This is a genomic window from Streptomyces sp. NPDC101393, from assembly GCF_044767385.1.
GTDB lineage: Bacteria > Actinomycetota > Actinomycetes > Streptomycetales > Streptomycetaceae > Streptomyces.
In genome coordinates, this window is sequence record NZ_JBIWNU010000002.1 from 316,202 (window position 1) to 338,469 (window position 22,268).

Here is a 22,268-nt window from a genome sequence, read left to right on the forward strand (position 1 = left end):
TGCCGGTCAACCAGCTGGCGCGAATCCCCGGCGCTGGTCCAGCTGGAAGGGGGACCCGGGCTTCTCCGGCACCCAGCCCTTGGCGCGAGCCATGCGGATCGTGGCGGCCACCTCCGCGGGTAGCACCGGCTTGGCTCGGGCTTCACACCAATTGCTCGGATGCAGCTGACGGGTGATGACCACCAAAGTGGTGCCCGGCGTATCCGCCTGCGCAACGGCGTAGGTCAGCGGACGCCAACCCAATCCCTGGGCATAGGTCGCTCGCCCTCGGACTCTCCACCGGTAGGTGATGCCATCGACGGTGATACGACGTGAGCCCTTCATGACCAGCGCCACGCCCCTCCCCCTCCCCTTTCTGCCTGAAGGACAGTAATCACTCAGTCCCGTGACAACTGCGGGCCTTCGACTTCGACGCCCCTTCAGGGGCTGCCAAGCCGCACGGCCAGGAAGCTCGGGGCCTGGCTCAATCTGTCGTACCGGCTTTCGTCGACTTCCCGCAACTGGGGCAGCGGGCGGGGCTCGACGAGGCGTTCCAGGGTGAATCCGGCGGACAACCACTCGTTCATGAGGGCCTCCAGTGTCATGCGCTGGTAGCGAATGGCCATGGAGGGATCGGCGAGCGTGCCGTCGACCCAGGTCCCGTCGTAGTAGGAACCTCCGTGGTGGTGCCACTCGGCCGTGGGATGGGTCGTCGACAGGACGAGCCACCCGCCGGGCCGCACTACGCGCCGCAGCTCGGTCAGGAGTTGGTCCCGTGCTGCGATGTGGTGGTAGACGAGCGCGCACACGGCAGCGTCGAAAGAGGCATCAGCGGCGAAGTTGAGCGGGCTGTCCAGGTCGTGCAGCCGCAGGTCTGCTCGGCTGCCCACACGCTCACGAGCGTGGCGCAGCAGCGTCGCGCTGCCGTCGATCCCTGTGACGCAGGCTCCCCGGTCCAGCAGGTCGGCCGTGTAGTGCCCGGCTCCGCACCCGACGTCCAGGATCCGTAACCCGGCAACGTCACCCGCGAGTTCCAGCATCGCGGGGCGGTCGGTGAAGGCGTTGAAAGGGCTGGTGCCGGCGGTCCGGGCGAAGTAGTCGCCCAACCTGCCGTGGTAGGCATTCTCCAAAGGCATCACGACAGCGTTCAGCATTCCGCACCGTGTCGCCATACCTTTTCGGAGGGAGCACTACCGTGTCTCGGGCCGGGGCGCGGACCGCCGGCAGCTGCGTCAGCAGTCACAGACCCGCCCCTGGCACGTCCTGTCGGGCTTTCTCACAGTGGGTGTTGTCGGTGGCGACAGCGGTCCCCATGCCGCGACAGCTACGGCGTCGGTCACGGCGACCGAGCCCCCGGCCTCAACGAACGAACGTCGCGCGCCGCGCCATCCGGGCAACGCCCATCAGGCCGCTGGCGGCCGTTGCGGCGCCCAGACCGGCAACTCCGGTTCTCGGAAGGGACGTTACGAAACGGCCGTGCGGCGCTCCGGGGGCCCCGATGGTTACGGTTCGGGAGGCGGCCGGGTCTTGGGAGGTAGATGGGGAGGTTTGCTCACTCCGACCTGATTTAGCACAGGTCTCGGTACCCCTCTTCGCCGGAAAACGCGATGAGGGGGACTCTTGAGAGGGACTCCCCCGCTATGCCGACTTGAGTGGCGTGTCCAGCCCCTGCTGTCCTCTCGTACGGCCGACGGGTGCGGCGGCAGCGGTCCGGAGCCGTCACACCAGGAGGGCTTGGGCGAGGGCGGTCCCGAGGTAGGCGGTGCCCAGGCCCGCCATGACGCTGACCGCCGCGTTGGCGGCGGCAAAGTACTTGGCTCCGGTCTCGGCCAGGCGCAGGGTCTCGAACGAGAACGTGGAGTAGGTGCTGAGCGTGGCGCACAGGCCGGGCCCGATCAGGTGCTGCACTGCTTGGGGCACGGTGGTGGCCGTCGCGGCGCCGGTGAGGAAGCCGAGGCAGGCGCATGCCGCGATGTTGACGCTGAAGGTGCCCCAGGGGAAGAGGGTGTCGTGGCGGGCTTGGACGGCCCGGTCGGTGAGGTATCGCAGTGGAGCGCCGACCATAGCGCCCGCGATGACCATCAGCCAGTTCACGACTGCCCCCGCTCTTCGGGAGCCCGAGGCAGGACGATCAGGCGGGTGAGGGCGGCGGTAGCCCAGATCGCGGCCACCGCTGCGGCCAGCGTGGCCGCGGCGTAGAGCAGTCCGATACCGGGGTGTCCACCGTCGAGGAGGCGTTGGGTGTCGATGGTGGCGGTGGAGAAGGTGGTGTAGCCGCCGAGGATCCCGGTGCCCAGGAACGGCCGCGTCAGAGGGTGGGCGGTGAAGCGTTCAGTGATCAGCACCATGAGGATGCCCATGGCGGCGCAGCCCGTGATGTTGATCCAGAACGTCGTCCAGGGGAACGCGCCGGGCTGAGTGGGCCAGATCAAAGTGGCGCCGTAGCGGGCGCAGGCCCCGATACCACCGCCGGCCGCGACGGCGGCGAGGACCTCGGCCCGTTCCCGTGCCGGGGTGCGGCCCGGCCGGGGCGGCCAGGGGTCGATTGCCGTGTCCGGGTCCACGGGCTCTGCCGCCCATCCCGTCGGCTTGGGCACGTCGTCTTCACGGGTCATGCTGGATCTCCTACCTGATCAGGTGCTTCGCACGCGGCTGGGCGCGCGGGACTCAGGCAGGGACCGTTGTCGGCGACGGTGCCGCGGTTGGGTACGGCGGGCCCCACCGCCGTGCAGCCGCCCCTGAAGGGTGACTGCAAGGCCAGGATAGTCAGCCGCCCCGGCGCGTACCGATGGGGGTGTGGCGCGGCAGCTTGGCGAGGTGTCCGGCCGGGACGCCCATCAGGGCGCGGACAGGACACTGGTCAGGGCGCCGGACGGGAGTGCCCGGGACAACGTCAGGGTGATGTCGCCGATGGTGAGGACTGCGGCCGCGCGCGGTGGTCGTCGCGCGGAAACCACCACGGCCGGCGCCACAACGGTCAGCATCACCGCAGGCAGCACCACGGCGAACAGCATCACCACCGGCAGCACCACGGCGAACAGCATCACCGCAGGCAGCACCACCGCGGACTGCACCACCGTGGATCGCTGTTGGCGAGGGTCCGCAGGTGCTCGCACGCTCCACAACCTTCTGCCGGCGCAACGGCAGCGGCCCCGGCTCCACCAGCCAAAATACTGCTACGGCCGTTCGCTCTGCCCCACCTGTACCTGAGGATGCCGCCACCGAAATGAGGAACGGGCGGGGGCTGAATTGCCTATATTCCTGTTCATGCCCGAGATACAGCTCCTCCGCCCAGGCCACGCCCCCGCACTACTCGCCTTTGAGCAGGAGAACCGGGCTTACTTCGCCGCGTCCGTCCCCGACCGAGGCGATGACTACTTCGCGCAGTTCGAGGAGCGGCATCGTGCTCGGCTTGCCGAACAGCAGGCCGGTATCTGTTACTTCCACGTGGTGGTCGGCGCCGAGGGCGACGTGCTCGGCCGGGTCAATCTCGTGGATGTGGCGGATGGCGCTGCCGAACTCGGGTACCGGATCGCAGAGCGCGCCGCGGGCCGGGGGCTGGCCACCCGGGCCGTACGGGAGCTGTGCGACCTTGCCGCGAACCGCTACGGGCTGACCCACCTGCGTGCCTCGAGCACGCTCGACAATGCGGCATCGCGGGCCGTGCTGGCCCGCTCCGGGTTCACCGTCGTCGGCGAGAGGCAGCTCTCCGGCCGGCCCGGTCTGTCATATCTCCGCAGCCTTGCGGACTTCACCGCTCCGCCCGGTGCGCCGGCCGACTGTTAGCAAGCCTCTCGGGCCATAACCACCTCGCGGCCGGCGTAGCGGCTGGCGATACCTCGCCTGCCCGTCACTCTGGTGATGGCGCGCTCAACCGTGTTGCCGTGACGGTCCCGGTGGACCTTGCGACGGCTACGGGTCGATGCCGACGGGCGGCATGTCCCTCTCGTCCCGCCGCCCGGCCTCGGGCACGTCCCCCAACTGGCCGTCGGCGCGCATACCCTCGGCTCTGTGCCCCGCCGTCCGAGAAAGCCCCGTCGGCTGGTCGCCGACGGGCGCGTGTACCTCTGGACGCTCCGCCACAGCCACTCCGTGCCGGACAGCGGCCGGTCCGCGAGCTGCCGTGAGGTTCTGACGCTGTGCCCGCATCCGGCCGGCATCGGCGGCCCGCTGCGCATCGTCTTCGTCGAGGGCCCTGGCCGGTACGTCCCGGGAGGGTTCCCCATGGGTTCCGGGGACGTGGGGTATGTCCGGGGCGCCTGGCTCAACCTGCACGAACCGGGCGCTGTCCGGGCCCTGCTCGACGCGGCTGCCGCGCACGGGTGGCCGCCGGGGCAGCGGCAGGCGCTGGAGATCGACGGCTGGCTTTTACTGGAGACGGCGGCCGCCGCGCGAGCCGGTGACGCCGGGCCCGCGGGCCAGTAGGGGGCGACACCGACCGCAGTTCGAGGCGTGGCTTGCAGGGTCGGCGGCCGTCGCACATGCTCTGCGGCCGGGCCACCTCCCGACGGCCGGACAGCGACCGCCCGCAAAGCAAGAGTGCAGCCACCGCCTGGCTGACATCAAGGAACGGGCGCGCCCTCCCCCAGCGCGTAACGGTCATCATCCGATGCGGCATCCCGGCGGAGGCTTGAGCTCTACGTCGGAGTCAATCCGCACATGTTGGAGAGCAGAAAGCAGCATGCGGCGTGTGAGGGTGGGGGGATGTGCGGTCGATTCGTTGCCACCCGCAGTCCGAAGGACCTGGCCGGGCTCTTCCACGTGAGTCGGTGGGACCCGGAAGAGGTCCTGGCCCCGAGCTGGAATGTCGCGCCGACCGATGACGTGTGGGCGGTCCTGGAACGGGCCGACCGTGGAACGGGAGAGCTGCTGCGACAGTTGCGGCCGCTGCGCTGGGGGCTGGTGCCGTCATGGGCGAAGAGCCTGAACTCCGGCGCGAAGATGATCAATGCACGGGTGGAGACGGTGCACGAGAAGCCGGCCTACCGCCGGGCCTTCACCAGACGACGTTGTCTGTTGCCCGCGGACGGCTTCTTCGAGTGGCAGCCCCTCCCCGTGCCCGGCACGGCGAAGCCCGGAAAGCAGCCGTATTTCATCAGCCCCGAGGACGGCCAGGTCATGGCGATGGCGGGCCTGTACGAGTTCTGGCGCGACCCGGCCGTGGCCGCGGAGGACGATCCGGCGGCCTGGCGGACGACCTGCACGATCATCACCACCGAAGCCACCGACGCAGCCGGCCAAGTACACCCCCGCATGCCGCTGGCCATCGCTCCTGCTCACTACGAGCAATGGCTGGACCCCACGCATCAAGACCCCGACGAGCTCCGCGCCCTCCTCACCACACCCGCCGACGGCCACCTGGATGTCCGCGCGGTCTCGACAGCGGTCAACAGTGTCCGCAACAACGGACCGCACCTGCTGGACGCGGCACCACCCTCCGGCCCGGCGAGCGGGTAACTCGCCTGTCGCGAGGCGGTGCCAGGTGAAACGTGGAGAGCAGCAGGTGAACTGGGCAAAGGGGCGGCTGGGGCGCACCGACGTGCGAAGGACAGTGCGCCTCAGCCTCTTCCCGCTATCGGAACGGGCTCGAGGACGACGCTATAGACGGTCGGACTCATCCGCCACGCGACAACGCGCTACGGAGTACTCCGGATACTCCTGCCACGGGTGAGGGAATATCCGCGCTTTGAGGATATGGGGATATGGGGATTTCGAGCAGGGGCTAGGGGTTGTTCGGGCAATCGGCGGGTGCTGCAGGTGTCGCGATTTCGTCCTGCGCTTCTGGTTTTCCCTTTTCGGCTTCTGCTCGGAGCCCCGCTCCCATGAGAGTCGCGGTGGCTACTGGGAGTGCTGTCCTTGTCCTTGCCCTGCTGGGCGTCCTGGCATGGCGGGGGATGTGCGGACCCAGCACTTGCCACCGCGGAAACCCATGAGGCGGCCAGGTTCCCGGACGGTTCCGGGAAGGCGACAAGCCGGGGGTGCCGTGCGACACGTACCCACGTGCCCCAGTACCCACGTGAGCACGTGCCCCCGTGTCCAAGTGCCCACTTCCGTTCGTTCCCGGGGGCCAGGGCACGGGTTGGGTTACGCGGGACGAATTCTTCCTTCCCGTTCGACGGCCATCCGCCGACCACGCCGGCCATGCCGGCCACGCCGACCGGCCACGACAAGGCCCGGAACGGGTCAGCGAAATGGCTCGTGCCTACGGACGGCCGATCATGTCGAGGCCGTCGATCGCGGCGGGGGACAGCATCGAGTCCGTGAGGTCGGACAGCGGCATCCACCGGACCTCGGCCGCGGACCCGTCGTTCTCGGTGACCTGCGGCGCGCCGGGCTGGAGATCGACGCGATAGAACAGCCCGACGAGGTGCCAGTGCACCCCGAGCCGATGCGCCGTGTAACTGCGCGCGTCGACCAGGCGGGAGTTGAGGAGTTCGAGTCCGGTCTCCTCGTACAGCTCGCGGGCCAGCGTCTCCTGCGGCTGTTCGCCAGGGTCGATCCCACCACCCGGAAGGTGCCACAGACCGGGCAGGAACACCGGTGAGGCCTCCGACAGCTGCGTCAGCAGCAGCTGGTCCTCCATCGTGGCAATCGCGTACGCCGAGATGCGCGAGCGTGCCGACTGGGCCATGGCCCACCTCCGAGGACGGTGTGTGGTGGTGATGCTGTTGTGGTGATGGAATTCCGTCTCCGGAAGTCTTTCTGATCATGAGCCTGGTACGGCGTGAACGGCAAGGGAGCTCGACGCCCACGCCGTGGCGGTGTGCTCAACCGCCATACCCGTCCTCTCCGTCGGCGATCCGACGCGCAGCTGGGTGGCGTCGTCCACGGCCTTGACCATGCAGCCGGCCCAGGAGGTCCGTGGACTGGCGGATGCCGCCCCGGCCGCAAGCCGACGCCACCACCTGCTGCGTGTGCCCGCTGTAGGTACACCCCGCACGCTTCGGAGTTCTGTCCGGTGCACGCATTCACTCAGCGCGGGGCTGCCGGAGAGGGTGCCGGAAGTGCCAAGCTCAGGGCATGATCAGCGCTCCGCGAATTTTCCTCGACGGAGGTGGCGACGGCCGCCAGGCGGTCGACCGGGCCTTCGCCACAGCCTCCCGTGCGGCCGGCGTCGGCCGGGTGCTGTATCTCCCCTACGCGATGGAGCCGCAACGCCGGCCTGGGTGCAGGGAATGGTTCGAGGCGGCGTACGGCGGGATATTCGCTGAGGTCATCACACCGGAGGATCCCTCACAAGCCCTCGTCATCGAGGGGGATTTCGGCGCGGTCTACCTCGGCGGAGGAGACACCGGACGGCTCCTGGGCACACTGCGTTCCGCCGGGCTGGACGGCCTGATCGCTCGGCACATGTCACGGGGCGGCCTGTTGTGCGGCGGCAGCGCGGGCGCGATCGTGTGCGGCGCCACCATCCTGACCGCACCACCCGAGGAGCACTCACCGCGCGGCAACGACGGCCTGAACCTGCTGGGCGGTGCCAGCGTCCTGGCCCACTATGAGGGCACTGCGGCGGCTCGTGCCGGCGCGCTCGGCCGCGCCGCCGAACTACGGGCCAACGCCCTGTGGGCGCTCCCGGAAAACAGCGGAATCCACCTCGGCGCGGACGGTACGCCCCGGTCCCTGGGCGAACGCCCCTGCCTGCAATTCACCGCAAGCGGGCGGGTGTCAGCCATCCCGCCTGCCGCCGTATGACGAGCCCCTACGTGCCCCCAGAAGCACGCCCGTACTTCACAGCCCACTTGCTTCAGCTCTGTTGCTGTCGGCGCGATATGCGCGGGTTCGCGCGGCCGTTGGGCTACTGGAGGTCTTGGCCGTCCGCACGTAGACGGCGGCGCGTTCGTCGGATGCCCTCGCCACCTGTCGGTGACGGGCAAGTTCAACGAACCGCTACCGACGCTCCGCGGCCTCACTTCGCTACTACGCGCCCTCGGAGCGCGGGGACGGTTACCCCTTCACCTGGCAGGACACAATCCGACTGCGACAGTCGATCTGAAGCGGAGGAAGCATCGTGACGTGGACCTGGCGATTCGAGAAGGCTGATGGCACAGAGACGTCTCCTGCCGTCGAGCCGGAGGAATTCACCACTCAGGGCGACGCAGAATCGTGGATCGGTGAAGTGTGGAAGGAACTGCTTGACGGTGGCGCTGATCGGGTCACGCTGTGCGAAGACGACACCCAGATCTACGTGATGAGCTTGAGCGCAGCTGCTGACGCATAGCCGGGTGGGACCGGCCCGCCAGCCCTGCGGATCGCGGTGGGTAAGGAGGGGGAGCTGGGGCGCTTCCCTGCCTGCCCTGCAAAGGGCCGGGCGGTAGCGCCGTCGGCGACGCAGCAGCCGGCCGGGGCAGCGACAGCAGCAGGGAGACACCACCGCGGACGGCTGCAGACGACTGCAGAGGTGCCCGGCGGTGCGGAGCTCAGAGCCCCACACCGCCGCACACACGGTCATGCCTTGCGGCGTCAAGCGGGAGGCGGCCGGCCTCCGTTGCGTCCGGTCGGCCTCAGCCGGCCTCCGCGGCTCCGCCCACGGCGCCCTGGCCTCCTCCAGGGCGCGGCTGCGGTGGGCCGGCCGGCTCGGCCGCGTCGGCCGGTTGCGCCTGTGCTCTCGTCGGCTTCCCTTCACTCGCCGGGTGGGCCGGGCCGCCCGGCGAGGGTGACGCTTCCTGGGCCACTGCTGCGTCCTCCTCGGGAGAATCCCGTTCCTCCGGAACGGGCCGGTGCGGCTTGCCCCCCGGAATGACCGGGTGGAGCACGGTGCTCGTCAGATCCGTTGCCGCACCGTCGAGATCGCTGCCCGAAATGCCGCTGCCGAGTTGCTGGTTGCCGGCCCGGTCCACCTCCAGCCACGAGTCGGCATGGGAGTTGTCGATCAGCACCACGGATCGGTCCGCGGCCTGCGCCGTCAGCGCACCGGCGCCAACGGCCTCCGAGACGATCGCCGCTGCGAGGACGGTGACTCCGCCCGCGAGGCGTCGTAGCTGTCGGGGCCGTGGGCGGGCGTGCCGCGAGTGAAGTCCGGCCGTCATGCCAGGACGGCCTCTCGCGCCGGGTGATGCCGGCTGATGTTCCTGGCCAGCAGCTCAGTGGCTTCCTTGACCCCGACCTCACCGCCGGTGTCGCCGGTGCCCGGCAGGCGCCCGTCCGCGAACTTCAGCTCGGCCATCGCCGTCTCCATGGCCCGGTGCGCGGCAAAGAGGCAGGGCGTGCTGTAGATGGCGACGTCAATGCCCAGCTCGGTGAGTTCGGTCAGCGACAGCCGCGGGGACTTGCCTCCGGCGATCTGGTTGAACAGCAGCGGCTTGTCACCGATGACCTTGCGGATGCGGCGGATCCATTCGACGCTGCGTACGCCGTCCACGAGCACCACATCGGCGTCGGTCTCGGCGAGTGCCGCCGCGCGGCGCAGGATGTCGTCCTCCTCCGTGGCGTCCGTACGGGCCACGACCAGGAGGTCGGTACGGCTGGCGAGCACCAGGTTCAGCTTCTCCAGGTAGTCCTCCAACGGCAGTACCAGCTTGCCGTCCGCATGTCCGCACCGGCGCGGTCGCTTTTGGTCCTCCAGGATCACCCCGGTGGCGCCGATCCGCTCCAGGCGCTGCACGACATGGCAGGCAACCTCGGGGTCGACGTAGCCGTCGTCGATGTCGACCAGGAGGTGGTGGCGGGGGAATGCGCCACGCAGCCGTTCCACGAAGGCCACCATGTCGGGCCAGGCGATGAAGCCGATGTCGGGCAGTCCGTAGTAGGACGCGGCAAATCCGAAACCGGAGACGAAGAAACCGTCATAGTGCGCGGCGGCGATCGAGGCCGAGTACATGTCGTACACGCCGATCAACGGCGTCGTACCTTCGGCTGCGATGTCCTCACGCAGAGCTTGGCCATAGCGCATTGAGCTGCTCCTAACGGAATCCACGAAGAGACTGCGGTCCGGCGTCCGGGGCGCGCTCGAAGGCGCGCCGAATGTCCCGGCGCCGCGACAACTCGCTCACATGAAGAACGAGCCAGGGGCATATTTATCCATGGCGGCATCAGCTGCGCTTTAACACGCCATGACCTTTTCTTTACTTCATCCGTGCGCCGGTATGGATTCGCCCGCACAGTGAAGCGCCCCCTGAGCGAGCGGGAATGCGCCCCCTACGTCGCACGCGGGCCCGGCCCGCCAGGAGACCGCCAACGACAGGGGTGAGCAACGGTCGTGGGCGCACACTGGCCGGCCGGCTCATGACCGCCTGCGCGGTCCGCATCGTCCCGCGGCTGACACGGTGCAGGGGCCGGATCGCAGAGGAGGTCTGCCCGCTTCTCAGGCTGCCGGCGACGGCATGCCGCGGCGATGGAATGCTCCTGGCCATGCATGAACATCCGCACGAGAAGGCGACGCCCAGATGGTGGGGGCGTGGCGCGTGTGCATGGGCGGTCGCTTTCGCCGGGCTTCATTTCTCCTGGGCGTTGGGCGGCGGGTGGGGCCTGATCGTCTCGGCAGGACCCCTGGCCGAGGAACGTCCCGGGTGGTTTGTGACGGTGGGTTTGTGGGGCGTGGGGATGCTGTGCCTTGTCGGCGGCGCGCTGGGATGGCTTCTCGCCAGACGGAGTCCGCGCGGCCCGGCCGGACGGACGATCAAGGCCCTGGGCCGGTGCGCCTGCGCTGTGCTGCTCGTGCGCGGCATCGCCGTCGAGGTGCTGCTGCTGACCGACGCGGCAGGCCAAGGGATCGACGTAAGCCCGGAGCAGCGGAGGTGGACGCTGTTGCTGTGGAATCCCTGGTTCCTGGTCGGCGGTCTCGTTTTCGGCCTGGCCGCACGGGAGTGCACGCGAAGGCGCGGGGCGAGTAGCGGCACTCCGTGAGGGTGCGTCGGGTGCGTCGGGCGGGTCGGGCATGTCGGGGAATGCCGTGTCAGGTCAGGGTGCGGAAGGGTGCGGTGGGTGCATGGTGCCGAGTCGGTACGGCGCCCCCGGATGGCCTGGTAACGACTGGTGGATAGCCGGTGGATGGCTGGTGGATGACCTGCCCCGCCGCGGCGCGTGCCGTTGCCGCGCCCCCTGCCTCAAGTCCACGGCCGCGCGCCCTCCCCCTCCCCCGCTCGAAGATCGCCATGCGCATCGGCACGTATATGCTCCGCCAGGCCCTCACGAGCAGGGCACATTCATCCGGCGGCGTACGTGGACCGGACAGACCGCCGCCCCCTCCAACCGGCCGGGAGACCCCGTGCACCTTCCCTCTGAACTTCTCGCGCTGCTGCGCCGACCGAGCACCTGCTATCTGGCCACCTCGATGCCCGACGGTTCACCCCAACTGACCCAGACCTGGGTCGACACCGACGGCGAGCATGTGCTGATCAACAGCGTCCGAAGCCATGTGAAGACCCGGAACATCGGGCGCGACCCCCGCGTCGCCGTCGCCGTCTCCGACCCGGACGACCCCTCGCGCTACTTCCAGGTACGCGGCCGGGTGATCGAGACCACGGCCGACGGCGCGGTCGAGCACATCGAGCAGCTCGCACAGAAGTACCTCGGCCGGGCCTACCCCTGGTACGGGGGCCGCGATGAGGAGCGCGTGCTCTTCGTCATCGAACCGGAGAGCATCAGCGGCACGGGTTAGCAGCCGGAGTACGGGGCTTGGCGCCACGGGGGGGACGACGCCTCGGCGGGCAGGCGGGCGCACAGGATGCGGAGCACCGAAGAATCGATGTTCACCGCATTCCCGGGAGGGAACGTGACGTCCCGTTTCCTCCCGGGAATCTGTCAGCGTCGCCCTCTGGTCGCGACCCAGAGAGCGATCAAGCCACCTGGTACCGCTACGACCAGATAGAAAAGCAGCGACTCGCCGAGGCTCCCGTCGCCACCCCTCACCTCGCCGTCAATCAGCAAGATGGCGAAGAACAAAAGGACCGCAACGACCAGGCCTATAGATGTCGAGGTTCGGGTTCTCACGCTCATCACCCTAACGCGCTAGTAGCACTTGACGCCTGCGGCCTTGCCAAGGTACGTGAACTTCATCTCGACGCCCTTCTTGCATTTGTCGATGCCCTCATTGCCGAGGGTGACCATGTAGGCATAAACGCCGGCGGCAACGGCGCCACCGATACCTCCGGTGATCGCACCTATCAGGCCGGCTGCGGTCGCCGCCGAGCCCGCGTTGATCGCCTTGGCCTGAGACTTGCTCAGCTTCACATAGACGTACCAGCCGAGGCTGACACCGCGCTTGACCCGGGAATGCTCACCGCCGGGGAGGTCGCCCCGCACGACCTTGACGACGTCGGAATCCTTGAATGCTTCAACGGCTTCTTCGTAGGTGTAGCCCTGGGAAGCGAGATCCAGATAGGCGCCGCCTTCATCGGTGGCCGTCACCGTCGCGGGCTTCACGTCGCGCGATTCGCTCGATTCGCGCGAGGCGGCGGATGCGGTGGGTGCGACGCCGGCGAGCACGGCGCCGGTCAGGACGGTGGCGCAAGTAGCCTGAAACAGGCGGGATTTGGCGATAGACACTATTCCCCCAAAAAGAGGGGCACGGAAGGACCCGCGCCCAAATCGGTCCATACGAGTCCATCATGTTGATCTTGAAGCGCCATAGGTCCAAAGTCCCGAATCGCCAGGGCCTGAAGTCCCGATTTTCGATGACGCGGCCTCAGGCCCCTCTGATGCACCGGGACTCGCTCCTGGGTCGGCCGCACCAACGAGGGGCAACCCGGGAGGACGGGCGAGTGAACACGGAGGGTGGACGCCGAGGGTGAACGCGGCCGCTCCATAACCGAGTTGAATGGAGGTCGCTGGGTTCGCAGCGGGTTTTCTACCGGACGCCCAAATGCACAGGGACCTACGGGAGTTCGCGAGCTATCGAGGGGGCGGGAGGGCTGATCGACTGCTCGGGGCGTGGCAATGCGGCACAGAGGTCATCGCGTTCTCTCGTCCGGCGCGACCGCGCGCAGGGGTGGCCATGCCGGATCGGTACCCCCGTCGTCCTCCACGCTGTCGTCGGCATCCGCCGTGCCGTCATCTGCCTCGGCGGTGGGGAGACCACCGAGAACGGCGAGCGCTCGCGCCAAGGTCTCCCCCGTGACCGCCATGCGGATACGGGCCAGGCGTTCAAGTTCAAGATCCGGCACACCCCGAAGCCTAAGCAGACCCATGGCCCGCCACCCCTGCAGTGGAAACTTCAACCACTGAAGCTTTGTGACCTCAGGCCTGGCGTTCGGGTGAGTCGTGGTCTGAGTCGGCATCCTGAACGGCGCGAGGAGGAAGGGAGAGCACGACGGTGGTACCTCGACGTGGGGGCGGTGTGGTGAGCGGACGATCCGGACCGTTCTGGGACGGTGTGGCAGGGCGCGCCCCGATGCCTCGGGCGGCGGCGACGCTGGGGCTGGAATTCCTCGGCGTGGACAACGAGAGCGGCACGATCGAGCTGGCCTTCACCGCGACCGAGGACTTCACGAATCCGATGGGCAACGTGCTGGGCGCCTTCCTCGCCGCCATGCTCTACGACACCGTCGGCCCCGCCCTTCTGGCCACCCTCGCACCCGACCAATTCCAGTCCACGCTGGAGCTCAACACCCGCTTCCTGCGGCCTGTCCGCCCAGGCCGGATCATCGGGAAGGGGCGCGTCGTGCACCGGGTGGGCGACATCGCCTTCCTGGAAGCGACCCTCTCCACCCCCGACGGCCTGGCCATCGCCACCGCCGCCGCCACAGCGCGCGTCATCCCCCTCGACAGCGCGCCGGCCTCCGCATGAGGTGCGCAGCGATCAACGAGGTCGTGCACGCGAGAGGTTCAGCGCCTCGCCGGGCGCCCGTCTCTGCCGGCCCCACGTAGGCACTCCGTATCCCACTCGCCGCTGAAAGGGCAGCGAGCAGGCTCGGGCAGGATGAGGTCCATGACGGGTGGGAGAGACAGGCTCTTGGGGTTGCTGGAGCGTGCCGGGCTGGAAATCGTGGGTGACCAGCGGGTGGAGGAGGTGTTGCCTCCCCGGGCCGCATGGCGCCCGGTCGTCTCATTCGAAGCCGAGCCGACCGTGGCCGTACGGGGGGACCTGCCCGAGCTGGTCGCCGAGCTGAATGCGCAGTGGCACCGGCTCGCGCTCAGCAACGGAATCATCGGCGAGGACGGCGTCTTCCTCATCGACGTCGGCGGCGACGGGACGGGCTGTGCGCCCAGGCGCTGGACGCGGGTGAGGCTCACGGGCCGGTGGGACCTCGCCGGGGTGCTGGGCGAGCGGCCGGGGCAGCCGGAGTTCCTCACCCTCTCGACGGACGGAGACAGCCTGCTGGGAGCGACCACCGAGGAGTACGACGTCTGGCTCATCGCCGTGGGCCACATCCGGGAGTGGCAGGAGGCAGCCGCGAAGGCGGCGGCGCAGGAGAGCCCGCAGGAGCGGGCGGCCGCTTGGGCATCGCTGCTTTCGAGGCCGGGGCCGAGGCCTTCGAGGAGGCTGCGGGAGAGCTGGGCGCATGGGCTGGCGCTCAACCCGCAGGCCCCCGATGATCTGCGCGCCGGGCTCCTGGGGCTGTCGCATGTCCTGCTGTGGCGCAGCCTTCCGACGGCGGTGGTCGAGGCCGCCATGGCGCACCCGGACTGGAAGACGCGGCAGTTGCTGGCCGAGGTCCAGCCGAATATCACGGCCGAGCAGTGGACCCGTCTGATCCTGGGAGAGGAGAGCTCGGGGCGCCGCTGGATCCTCACGATGCTGGCGGCGGACCGGCACGCCGAACTCACCGACACCGCGTACGAGCGGCTCGCGTCGGACTCGTCCGCGCGGATTCGCGCGGAGACTGCTCGTCTTCCCGGGCTGCCCGTCCCGATACTGACCGCGCTGGCCGGCGACATCGATCCGTCGGTACGGGCCTCGGCCTGCGGGAGAGCTTGGCCGCACCTGGAAAACCCGGCTCGACGCGAATTGCTCGCCGACCCCTACGGCAAGGTCCGCGTGGAGGCACTGCTGCAGCACCACCGGGAGCACCCGATGCCCCGGTCGGTCTTCGCATCCGAAGAGCTGACGGACCGCGCGGTGACCACGTGCCGTCTGGAGCGCGACCTCGCCGAGCACCTGGCCCGGCACGACGATCCCGACCGGCGCCGTTCCCTCGCGGGCAACCCGCACCTGGACCCGGACCTGGTCCGCCTTCTCGCCCGGGACCCGGACGACCACGTCCGCTTCGAGGTCTCCACGCGCCCCGACCTCACCGAGGAACAGCGGGCGGACATCGCCATCGACTTCGCCCCAGGCGTCCACCACCACGCGCTCGACTGGGTGGTGGAGCTGCACGACGATCCCGGCGCCATGCGTCGCCTGGCTGCCTCCTCGCACCCCCTCGTCCGCAGAAGCGTCGCGCGGGCACGCCACCTCCCGCCGGACGTGGTCGAACTCCTTGCCCGCGACGTAGACCGCGTCGTCCACCTCTTCCTCGCGGAATCCTGCGACGACGCGCCCGCTGACATGCTGCTGGGGGTGTGGCAGTGGTGGACCGGCAGTCTCAGCGCCCCCGATCGCCCCCACGGTCATCCGAACTTCCCCCGCAGCGACCTGCTCCGCCACGCCGCCGACCCGGACCCGCGCATGCGTCAACTGGCTTTGGACGACCCGGAGTCGACGGCCGAACTGGTCGAGCTGTTCAGTCGGGACAGTGACGGGGACGTACGACACCGGGCCGCGAACGACCCGCGACTGTCAGCCGCGTCCGCGGTGCGACTTCTCGACGACCCGCACGACCACGTACGTCATGCGGCCGCCCTGCACCCCCGGCTGCCCGCGCGGGTGCTGGTCCGGCTGCTGCGGGACGCCGACACCGCGGAGGACGCGGCCCGCCACCCGGCGCTGCCCCTCCCCGTGATGGAACGGATGCTCCAGCGGATCCAGCGTCCGGCCGACGCCACGGAGGGCCTTGGGCCGGTGGACCCACGGCTCTCCCGGTGAGCCGGTTGGCCGGTGAAGATGACGAGCCGGCGAATGGGCCCCGTGCGGACACCGCATCGCCATGAAGGCGGCTCGGTGACCTCGGGTCCCGTGCGCCCGAAGGCTGTGCCTGCCGGTCGGCGAGCCGGAAGGCACAGCTCGGGACGTGTCCGGGCGTCAGGCGGGCGGCCCATGCCGGGCTCGCCCCGCCCAACCGCTCGGGCCCGTCGTGGTCAGCGCCGCACCACGAACGCCTTGCCGGACTTCCCTTCCGACGAGCAGGAGTTCTTCTCCGCGGTGGTCATCTTGCGCGTCTTGACGATCACCGCGTTGTTCGCTCCGTCCGTGCCGTTGGGAGCGGGCCCGGTGACGGTGTCCGGCACGAACCAGAAGTAGTGACCCCACTTCGGGCTGTCGTAGTGCGTCTGCCAGGTGCCGGAGACCTTCTGCATCACCTGTGCACGCGAGATCCAGCCCACCTCACCGGGCTTGACCGTCATGTTGAGGGAGCTGTTCTCCGCGTGTGAACTCGTCCAGGTGTGGCTGTAGGTCGCGGTCACACTCAGATCGATGAGACCGGCGATCTTGCCGCCGGCCGTGACGGAGACCCCGGCGGAGTCCGTGGAGCCCACCGTGTCCGACCAGCCCATCGACTGGCTGGCGTCCGAAGTGGTGCAGTTGAACAGCGAGTTGGAGACCTGGTGGAAGTCTCCGAGGTACGCCTTGTCGAGCTTCGGGTCGTTGAAGGTGCACTTCCCCTCGCCCGAGGCGCAGTCGCCCACCAGCTGCTCACGGGTGGGCTGGTCGTCCGCGACGGCCGGTAGGGCCATTGCGGCGACCATGCCCAGTGCCGCCGTTGACAGTGCCGCCATGCGTCTTCCGTAGCGGATCGTTCTGCTTATCGCCATCGTGGTCTTGCCTCTCGCCCAGCCTCATGGAAGCGACGATTCCGGAGTATTGCGTTCGTCGCTGTTGCGTTCGAGACTGGAGTGCAATCTGATGCAACTACACCAAGAGTCGGTAAAGTTGTAGTTGATGGTGAAACATACCCTTTACAGAATGCGGAGCTTCGCTGGTGGCGAGGTAGGGAGGCCGGTTCTCCGCGCATCGGGCCGATCCGTGAATGACGGCCGTGGGGCCTCCCGTTGGCCGCGGAAGCCCTCCCGCAACCGCAGGCCCGTCGGCAGCCGGGCACCGGGCCCTCATCGGGCGCTCTCGCCCGGCCTCAGATACCGGTAGCCGTGGTGGGTCTCCTCGGCGAGCCAGCCGTTGACGCTGCTGAGGCCGCGCTCATTGATCTGGGCGTCGTGGATGGCGAACGCCCGCTGGGGCTTGACCGCCTTGACGAAGTCGATCGCCTCCGCGGTCTTCATCCACGACCCGTGAATCGGCACCAGAAGCGTCTCGACCGGCTGCTCGGGCACGTGCAGCGAGTCACCGGGGTGGTAGATCTCCTCGTCGACGAGGTAGCCGAGATTCGCGCAGTCCGGTTCGTCGCCGTAGATGAGCGCATGGCGACCGCCGACCGCCCGGATGCGGAACCCGGCGGCGGTGAACTCCCCGCCGGAGGACACCCCGGTGACCTCCAACCGGGGAATGTTCGCTTCGGCAGGGGCGTACACCGGAACTCCGAGACCGGCCAGGCGCAGGGCGTCGAGGTGATCGGCGTGCTCGTGGGTGACAAGGACGGCGTCCGCGCCCGTCAGGGCTGCCGGCTCGCTCCACGTCCCGGGGTCGATGACCAACACGCGGCCCTCATGCTCAAGCCGTACACATGCGTGGGTGTACTTCGTGATCTCCATGAGGTCCGAACGTACTGCGCCGCGCAGAGGCCGCTGCCCGGCCAGGGCGCGAGAGGCTGCGGGCGGGGCCGTTCTCGTACCGGATCCTCGGCGGGCACGGTGCCGGTCGGCTGCGGTGCCGGCGGGATTCGAACCCGCGGACTGGGAGGGGCAGGCTCGCCCGGTCCCTGTCAGTCGGCGTGAGCGGAGCCTCCCTCACGACGATCGCAATGGGCCGCTCTGCCACGGCTCCGCAACCTGCGGGACCGCGCGGTCCCGCTCCGGTCAGGGTAGAGAGCGTCCTGCACGGGGGCGAGCTCTTTACCTGGAGCGTGGCACGGGTGAGCAGGCAGGGCGCGCGCCGCCGGACGGCGTCAAGGGCCGCCGCTCCCACGGACCGGTACCGGCCGGCCGGGACTCCCCCGTGGGCCCGCCGCTCCCCCTTGGCCCCGTTCGTCGGAAAGCACCCTCCCGGTCCGCATCCCAACGGCCTTGTGGGGCAGGCGCGTACGGGAGGTCCAGGGGAGCGACAGCCGACGAACGCTGTCGCCGAGTTCCCGGCACCACACATCGACCGCGCGTGTCCGCGGAGAACGGAGGCCCCTCATGAACTGGCGTCATCACGCCGTCTGCCGTGACGAAGATCCCGAACTGTTCTTCCCCATCGGAAACACCGGTCCGGCCCTGCTCCAGACCGAGGAGGCCAAGGCCCTCTGCCGCCGCTGTCCGGTGATGGAGGAGTGCCTGCAGTGGGCGCTCGAATCCCGTCAGGCGTACGGGGTGTGCGGCGGCACGAGCGAGGAGGAGCGGCAGACGATGCGGCGCCGCGCCGCGCGGAAGCGGGCGCGCAGGGCCGCTGCATAGCCGTGCCTCCCGAGGGAGGACACCGCTTCCCCTGGCGGCGGGCAGCAGCGGAGCGCTACCGATGCGAGGAAGCTTGGCGGCCCTGACAGAGTGCCAGGGCCGCCAAGCTTCCTCGATCCGCGTGCTCGGGGGCGCGCCCTGCGTCGACCGCAGGGGCCCGGCCCGCCGCGGCGGATGTCAGAGGTGCCAGCTGACGGACCCGTTGTGGACCGACAGCACCACCAGCAGCACGATGTCCACGGTGCCGAACAGCAGGCCCAGGGAGGCGCGCAGGCGCCGGATGGTCCCGCGGTAGAGAGCCGCGGCGCCGAAGATCAGGGCGCACGGGCCGAGGAGGACGTTGAAGACCAGGACGCCCAGCAGGCCGCAGACGAAGGCGGCGACGGCCATGCGGTCGGCCTGCGGGTGGGGTCCGGTCTTCAGGGGGATCCGGGCGGCGGTCATCGGCCCGCTCCCTTCGCCGTGCTGCCGGCCTTGCGGCGCTCCCTGGTGAAGAAGATCACCAACCAGGCGGCGATGGCGATGGCGCCGACGACAGTGACGGGCACCGGGACATGTCCCGCGGTACCCAGGAGCGCTCCGAACAAGAACAGGGCTACGACCAGGAAGAGCATGATCCGCCTTTCCGAAGGGGGTACGTCGAATGGTCGGCTTCGGAGCCCCCGACAGGAGCGAGGCTCCAACTGATGGCACCGACTGCGCCCTTGGAGCGGTGCCCTGACCCTCGTACCCGGATCGTCGGCTTCTAACGGGGGACGCCCCCGGTGTCGGCCGCCTGCTCCGCACCGGATGCCCGGTCCCCGGGTCTCCCGAACCAGTCGACGCAGAGCACCAGGGAGTCGTCCAGCGATTCCGCGTCGCGGTGGTCGGCCAGGTCACGGAGCACGGCGCAAGGCACGGCGGCGGCCGGGAGCAGCCGGCCGGCATGCAGGGCGCGGGCCAGCGCGCGGTCCGCGTAGGCCTCTCCCTGCGGGGAATGCGCCGTATGGACGCCGTCGCTGACGATCAGCAGCCGGTCCCCGCGCCGGACCTCGAATTCCTGCGCCTTGTAGTGCGTCTCCTCGAACATGCCGAGCGGCATCTGCGGATCCAGTTCCATCCGCTCGATCGTGCGCCCCCGCATCCGCCACAGCTGCGGTGACCCGGCGTCCACGGCCTGGACCCGGCCCGTCGCAAGGTCGAAGCGCAGCAACAGGGTGGATACGTGGGCGGCCCCCCGGTATTGGGCGTAGAGGGCCTGGTCGGCCAGGGCCGCCTGGTCCTCGATGCCGATACCGGCTCGGCGTGCGTTGCGGAGGGCGCTGACGGCGAGGTGGGTGAGCATCGAGGCGTCGACGCCCGTGCCCATCCCGTCGGTGACGGCGAGGATCAGCTCGTCGGCGTCCGAGGCCCAGTCGTAGTTGTCGCCGCGGGTGTCATAGGCGGGTTCGAGTTGGGCGCCGATGGCGTACTCGTCGGCGGAGCAGGCCCTGGCCGGCAGGAGTTGCCATTGCATCTCGGCGGCCAGGGTGAGCCGGTTGATGCGTCGCGCCCGCCGGTAGGTGTCGGTGTCGCGCTCGGCCACCAGGAGTTCGCGGCCGAGCAGACCGGCCACGTGGACGAGCTCGTCGACGGCGGCCGGAACGGACCGCTCAAGGGGCAGCCGTACGGTGAGGATGCCGGTGCGCTCGCCCCGGACCGTCACCGGAAGGTGGTGGTCGACCACGGCTCCGTGCCGGATCTGCTGACAGGGCTCCTGGCTGCCGAATGCCCTGCCTTCCGCGCTGTTGGCGATCGGGATCGGTTCGGCGGCCCTCCCCACCGCGCCGAAGGGAGCGAGCGCGGTCGCCGCGCAGTCCGTGAGCAGCAATTCCACGGAGAGCGCTCCGTAGCCTTCGGCGAGCACGTCACGAAGCGTGTCCACCAGAGCGTGCGGGGCCGACGCTCGCATCGCTCGTTCTACCTCACGGCGTTGAATCACGGTCTCTCAGACATTTCTTCGTCCATGGACGAGGGCAGTGGCGGGGCTGCGGGCACCGCGCCGTACGACAGAACAGAGGGGTCGGTCGGGTCTCCCCGTTACGGTGGCCGCTCGGTGCCCGCGGGCGCGGCAGGGCGGGCGTCCTGGACGCCGTGGGACCGGTGGAGTCGCTCGGGGATGGGGCCAGGAGACGTCCCGTCATGCGGGGGTCCCGTCGTCACAGCCGGGTGGCTTTCCGGTGCGCGGCGGTGGACCTCACGGCGGTGCGGACGTCGGCTGCCGGGGGCACCCGGTGGCGCACAGGCGGGAGTTCGCCGCTGGAGTCGCACCCGAGGGGCCGTCGGTCGTGTGCGGCATCGCGGCAGTGCACAGCGCGTTCCATGTGCGGCCTCCTCCCCCTCGCATGGAGGGCGGCAGCCCACGATCGTCGGCGGCCACCCTCGTCTTCTGACGGCGTGCAGCGGATCTCAGGCCGCTGTTCGTTCCAAGCCACGCCAGGCGCAGCCGCCTTCTTCTGTGACGAGAACAGATTGTTGTCCTATAGCGAATGTTGTCAAACGACAACTGTCACTTCTATCCTGGGGCGAGCCGGCCACCCTGGCCGTGCGCACCGTCCGGAACGTCCGGACCTGTGCCTCCTCAAGCCGTCAGCCCTACAGCGAGGTTCACCGTGCTGCCCCAGCCCAGTGGAGGCCGACCGATTGAGACAGAGATCATCGCGTGGCGCGAGCGGGACGCTCTGAGGGTCGCCATCACGGGACACCTCGATCTCGACAACATCGCGCCGCTCGACACGACCCTTCAGAGGGCGGCCGCGGACGGCGTGGCACGGGTCGTCGTCGACCTGTCCGGCGTCACGTTCGCGGACTCCACCACGGTCAATGTCCTGCTCCAGGCGCACACCGCCCTGGGCCCTGCGCTGCGCCTCGCGGCCCCCTCCGTCTTTCTGGAGCGGCTCTTCACCCTCACCGGGCTGGATACGGTCCTGCCGCTCCACGAGTCCGTGACGAAGGCCGTCGACGCCTAGGGTCTGTCGTGTGGATCACGCCGGATCAGGGAGCGGGGTCCGGTGCGTGCAGCTGCACGGCGGAGGATTGCGGCAACCCGGAGCGTTGCTGATTGACGACAACGCAGCAGATCCGCGCACCGGACCCCGCGAGCCCGGCGTGATCCACACGACAGACCCCAGCCGTCACCGTCCTCCGCAACCGGGGGCGGCGACCGCCAAGGCTGGGCCCGTCGCCGGTCTTTCCTTCGGGGCAGGCTCTGCCGGTACCGGGACGGCGCGCCGCACTCCCCGACCCGGCCGGACCACACAGCCTCGCCGCCGGCCGCGCCACGGCGGCAGGGCCACCGCTCAGCGGGCCAGGATCGCCTGCACCGTCTTGCCGCCGCCGGGGCCCGGGAGGACGACGACGTCGAGGGCCAGACTGCGCACCATGGGCCACCCGAAGCCGCCGCCGCTGCCGGACAGGTCGGGACTGCGCTCCTGCGGATGCCGGGGGCTGGGGTCCTCGACGAGAATCTCGATGCGCTCGCGGTCCGCGCGCAGGTGCACAGCCGTGACGGCGCCGGCGTGCCGGAAGGCGTTGGCCACCAGCTCGGACACGAGCAGCAGCAGATTCTGGGTGGTCCGCTCCGTTGGCGGAGGGCGGAGCGAGGTGGCGAAGTCGCTCACGACATCGCGGGCGTCCGCCGCAGAATCCGGGTGGCATACACGCTGGACCGGCTGCGACGGGTGGTCGTTGATCGCAAGCTGGTGTCGCAAGGCTCTCTCCCCCCGCTCGTGGGACCCCGTTCTCGG

At 69.5% G+C, this 22,268-nt stretch carries 27 protein-coding genes; 11 read left to right on the forward strand and 16 right to left on the reverse strand.

The window, feature by feature from the left end; translation table 11 throughout:
• Positions 1-6: 6 nt before the first annotated feature.
• The 5 genes from ACIRQ7_RS07050 to ACIRQ7_RS07070 all read right to left on the reverse strand — a co-directional run bounded on the left by ACIRQ7_RS07050 (position 7) and on the right by ACIRQ7_RS07070 (position 3,095).
• Positions 7-336: a hypothetical protein gene (locus ACIRQ7_RS07050; protein ID WP_404260547.1), complete on the reverse strand. Its 330-nt coding sequence runs from the start codon at positions 334-336 to the stop codon at positions 7-9.
• A gap of 83 nt (positions 337-419) precedes the next feature.
• Positions 420-1,133: a class I SAM-dependent methyltransferase gene (locus ACIRQ7_RS07055; protein WP_404260549.1), complete on the reverse strand. Its 714-nt coding sequence runs from the start codon at positions 1,131-1,133 to the stop codon at positions 420-422.
• Between the two features lie 565 nt (positions 1,134-1,698).
• On the reverse strand, positions 1,699-2,073 hold the full coding sequence (locus ACIRQ7_RS07060) for a fluoride efflux transporter FluC (RefSeq protein ID WP_404260551.1): 375 nt from the start codon (positions 2,071-2,073) through the stop codon (positions 1,699-1,701).
• Positions 2,070-2,594, reverse strand: coding sequence for a fluoride efflux transporter FluC (locus ACIRQ7_RS07065; protein WP_404260553.1), 525 nt, complete (start codon positions 2,592-2,594; stop codon positions 2,070-2,072). Before ACIRQ7_RS07065 ends, ACIRQ7_RS07060 begins: the two co-directional genes overlap by 4 nt.
• Before the next feature lie 222 nt (positions 2,595-2,816).
• Complete coding sequence (locus ACIRQ7_RS07070) at positions 2,817-3,095, reverse strand: hypothetical protein (RefSeq protein WP_404260555.1); 279 nt, start codon at positions 3,093-3,095, stop codon at positions 2,817-2,819.
• 151 nt (positions 3,096-3,246) lie between these two features.
• On the opposite strand from ACIRQ7_RS07070, the gene ACIRQ7_RS07075 reads away from it, so the two are divergent.
• From ACIRQ7_RS07075 to ACIRQ7_RS07085, 3 genes are all read left to right on the forward strand, one after another.
• A complete protein-coding gene (locus ACIRQ7_RS07075) occupies positions 3,247-3,765 on the forward strand; it encodes a GNAT family N-acetyltransferase (protein ID WP_404260557.1) in 519 nt (172 codons plus the stop codon).
• A gap of 225 nt (positions 3,766-3,990) precedes the next feature.
• A complete protein-coding gene (locus ACIRQ7_RS07080; RefSeq protein WP_404260559.1) occupies positions 3,991-4,404 on the forward strand; it encodes a hypothetical protein in 414 nt (137 codons plus the stop codon).
• Between the two features lie 279 nt (positions 4,405-4,683).
• Positions 4,684-5,436, forward strand: a complete 753-nt coding sequence (locus ACIRQ7_RS07085; RefSeq protein WP_404260561.1) for an SOS response-associated peptidase — start codon at positions 4,684-4,686, stop codon at positions 5,434-5,436.
• A gap of 745 nt (positions 5,437-6,181) precedes the next feature.
• On the opposite strand, the gene ACIRQ7_RS07090 is transcribed toward ACIRQ7_RS07085, so the two are convergent.
• Positions 6,182-6,610: an NUDIX hydrolase gene (locus ACIRQ7_RS07090; RefSeq protein ID WP_404260563.1), complete on the reverse strand. Its 429-nt coding sequence runs from the start codon at positions 6,608-6,610 to the stop codon at positions 6,182-6,184.
• A gap of 389 nt (positions 6,611-6,999) precedes the next feature.
• Here ACIRQ7_RS07090 and ACIRQ7_RS07095 point away from each other — a divergent pair, with 389 nt between their 5' ends.
• Positions 7,000-7,671, forward strand: coding sequence for a Type 1 glutamine amidotransferase-like domain-containing protein (locus tag ACIRQ7_RS07095; RefSeq protein ID WP_404260564.1), 672 nt, complete (start codon positions 7,000-7,002; stop codon positions 7,669-7,671).
• A gap of 316 nt (positions 7,672-7,987) precedes the next feature.
• Entirely contained in the window at positions 7,988-8,197 is a 210-nt protein-coding gene (locus ACIRQ7_RS07100; protein WP_404260566.1) for a hypothetical protein, read from the forward strand.
• Between the two features lie 283 nt (positions 8,198-8,480).
• On the opposite strand, the gene ACIRQ7_RS07105 is transcribed toward ACIRQ7_RS07100, so the two are convergent.
• The gene (locus ACIRQ7_RS07105) at positions 8,481-9,005 is read right to left on the reverse strand and encodes a hypothetical protein (RefSeq protein ID WP_404260568.1); all 525 of its coding nucleotides are present in this window, start codon (positions 9,003-9,005) and stop codon (positions 8,481-8,483) included.
• Entirely contained in the window at positions 9,002-9,868 is an 867-nt protein-coding gene (locus ACIRQ7_RS07110) for an oxaloacetate decarboxylase (RefSeq protein WP_401469079.1), read from the reverse strand. The genes ACIRQ7_RS07105 and ACIRQ7_RS07110 overlap by 4 nt, the downstream gene beginning before the upstream one ends.
• A gap of 458 nt (positions 9,869-10,326) precedes the next feature.
• Here ACIRQ7_RS07110 and ACIRQ7_RS07115 point away from each other — a divergent pair, with 458 nt between their 5' ends.
• Both ACIRQ7_RS07115 and ACIRQ7_RS07120 read left to right on the forward strand, forming a co-directional pair.
• Positions 10,327-10,821 (forward strand): DUF3995 domain-containing protein, encoded by a 495-nt coding sequence (locus tag ACIRQ7_RS07115; RefSeq protein WP_404261329.1) that lies wholly within the window; start codon positions 10,327-10,329, stop codon positions 10,819-10,821.
• Positions 10,822-11,182: 361 nt separating this feature from the next.
• The gene (locus ACIRQ7_RS07120; RefSeq protein ID WP_404260570.1) at positions 11,183-11,575 is read left to right on the forward strand and encodes a PPOX class F420-dependent oxidoreductase; all 393 of its coding nucleotides are present in this window, start codon (positions 11,183-11,185) and stop codon (positions 11,573-11,575) included.
• A 350-nt stretch (positions 11,576-11,925) separates the two neighbouring features.
• On the opposite strand, the gene ACIRQ7_RS07125 is transcribed toward ACIRQ7_RS07120, so the two are convergent.
• The gene (locus tag ACIRQ7_RS07125; RefSeq protein ID WP_404260571.1) at positions 11,926-12,462 is read right to left on the reverse strand and encodes a hypothetical protein; all 537 of its coding nucleotides are present in this window, start codon (positions 12,460-12,462) and stop codon (positions 11,926-11,928) included.
• Between the two features lie 404 nt (positions 12,463-12,866).
• Positions 12,867-13,079, reverse strand: a complete 213-nt coding sequence (locus ACIRQ7_RS07130; protein WP_404260573.1) for a hypothetical protein — start codon at positions 13,077-13,079, stop codon at positions 12,867-12,869.
• A gap of 176 nt (positions 13,080-13,255) precedes the next feature.
• Here ACIRQ7_RS07130 and ACIRQ7_RS07135 point away from each other — a divergent pair, with 176 nt between their 5' ends.
• Both ACIRQ7_RS07135 and ACIRQ7_RS07140 read left to right on the forward strand, forming a co-directional pair.
• Positions 13,256-13,702: a PaaI family thioesterase gene (locus ACIRQ7_RS07135; RefSeq protein WP_404260575.1), complete on the forward strand. Its 447-nt coding sequence runs from the start codon at positions 13,256-13,258 to the stop codon at positions 13,700-13,702.
• Positions 13,703-13,843: 141 nt separating this feature from the next.
• Positions 13,844-15,880 carry a PE-PGRS family protein gene (locus ACIRQ7_RS07140; RefSeq protein ID WP_404260577.1) on the forward strand — a complete coding sequence of 679 codons (2,037 nt, stop codon included), beginning with the start codon at positions 13,844-13,846 and terminating at the stop codon, positions 15,878-15,880.
• A gap of 212 nt (positions 15,881-16,092) precedes the next feature.
• On the opposite strand, the gene ACIRQ7_RS07145 is transcribed toward ACIRQ7_RS07140, so the two are convergent.
• A complete protein-coding gene (locus ACIRQ7_RS07145; protein ID WP_404260579.1) occupies positions 16,093-16,731 on the reverse strand; it encodes a hypothetical protein in 639 nt (212 codons plus the stop codon).
• A gap of 330 nt (positions 16,732-17,061) precedes the next feature.
• Entirely contained in the window at positions 17,062-17,661 is a 600-nt protein-coding gene (locus ACIRQ7_RS07150; protein WP_404260581.1) for an MBL fold metallo-hydrolase, read from the reverse strand.
• A 585-nt stretch (positions 17,662-18,246) separates the two neighbouring features.
• On the opposite strand from ACIRQ7_RS07150, the gene ACIRQ7_RS07155 reads away from it, so the two are divergent.
• Positions 18,247-18,504, forward strand: a complete 258-nt coding sequence (locus ACIRQ7_RS07155; protein ID WP_404260583.1) for a WhiB family transcriptional regulator — start codon at positions 18,247-18,249, stop codon at positions 18,502-18,504.
• A gap of 177 nt (positions 18,505-18,681) precedes the next feature.
• Here ACIRQ7_RS07155 and ACIRQ7_RS07160 read toward each other — a convergent pair whose 3' ends face one another.
• From ACIRQ7_RS07160 to ACIRQ7_RS07170, 3 genes are all read right to left on the reverse strand, one after another.
• Positions 18,682-18,948 (reverse strand): DUF4190 domain-containing protein, encoded by a 267-nt coding sequence (locus tag ACIRQ7_RS07160; RefSeq protein WP_401469051.1) that lies wholly within the window; start codon positions 18,946-18,948, stop codon positions 18,682-18,684.
• Entirely contained in the window at positions 18,945-19,118 is a 174-nt protein-coding gene (locus ACIRQ7_RS07165) for a hypothetical protein (RefSeq protein WP_404260586.1), read from the reverse strand. Before ACIRQ7_RS07165 ends, ACIRQ7_RS07160 begins: the two co-directional genes overlap by 4 nt.
• Positions 19,119-19,249: 131 nt before the next feature.
• Positions 19,250-20,434 carry a PP2C family protein-serine/threonine phosphatase gene (locus tag ACIRQ7_RS07170; protein WP_404260587.1) on the reverse strand — a complete coding sequence of 395 codons (1,185 nt, stop codon included), beginning with the start codon at positions 20,432-20,434 and terminating at the stop codon, positions 19,250-19,252.
• Between the two features lie 700 nt (positions 20,435-21,134).
• Here ACIRQ7_RS07170 and ACIRQ7_RS07175 point away from each other — a divergent pair.
• On the forward strand, positions 21,135-21,491 hold the full coding sequence (locus tag ACIRQ7_RS07175) for an STAS domain-containing protein (protein WP_404260589.1): 357 nt from the start codon (positions 21,135-21,137) through the stop codon (positions 21,489-21,491).
• 330 nt (positions 21,492-21,821) lie between these two features.
• On the opposite strand, the gene ACIRQ7_RS07180 is transcribed toward ACIRQ7_RS07175, so the two are convergent.
• Complete coding sequence (locus tag ACIRQ7_RS07180) at positions 21,822-22,232, reverse strand: ATP-binding protein (protein ID WP_404260590.1); 411 nt, start codon at positions 22,230-22,232, stop codon at positions 21,822-21,824.
• Positions 22,233-22,268: the final 36 nt, after the last annotated feature.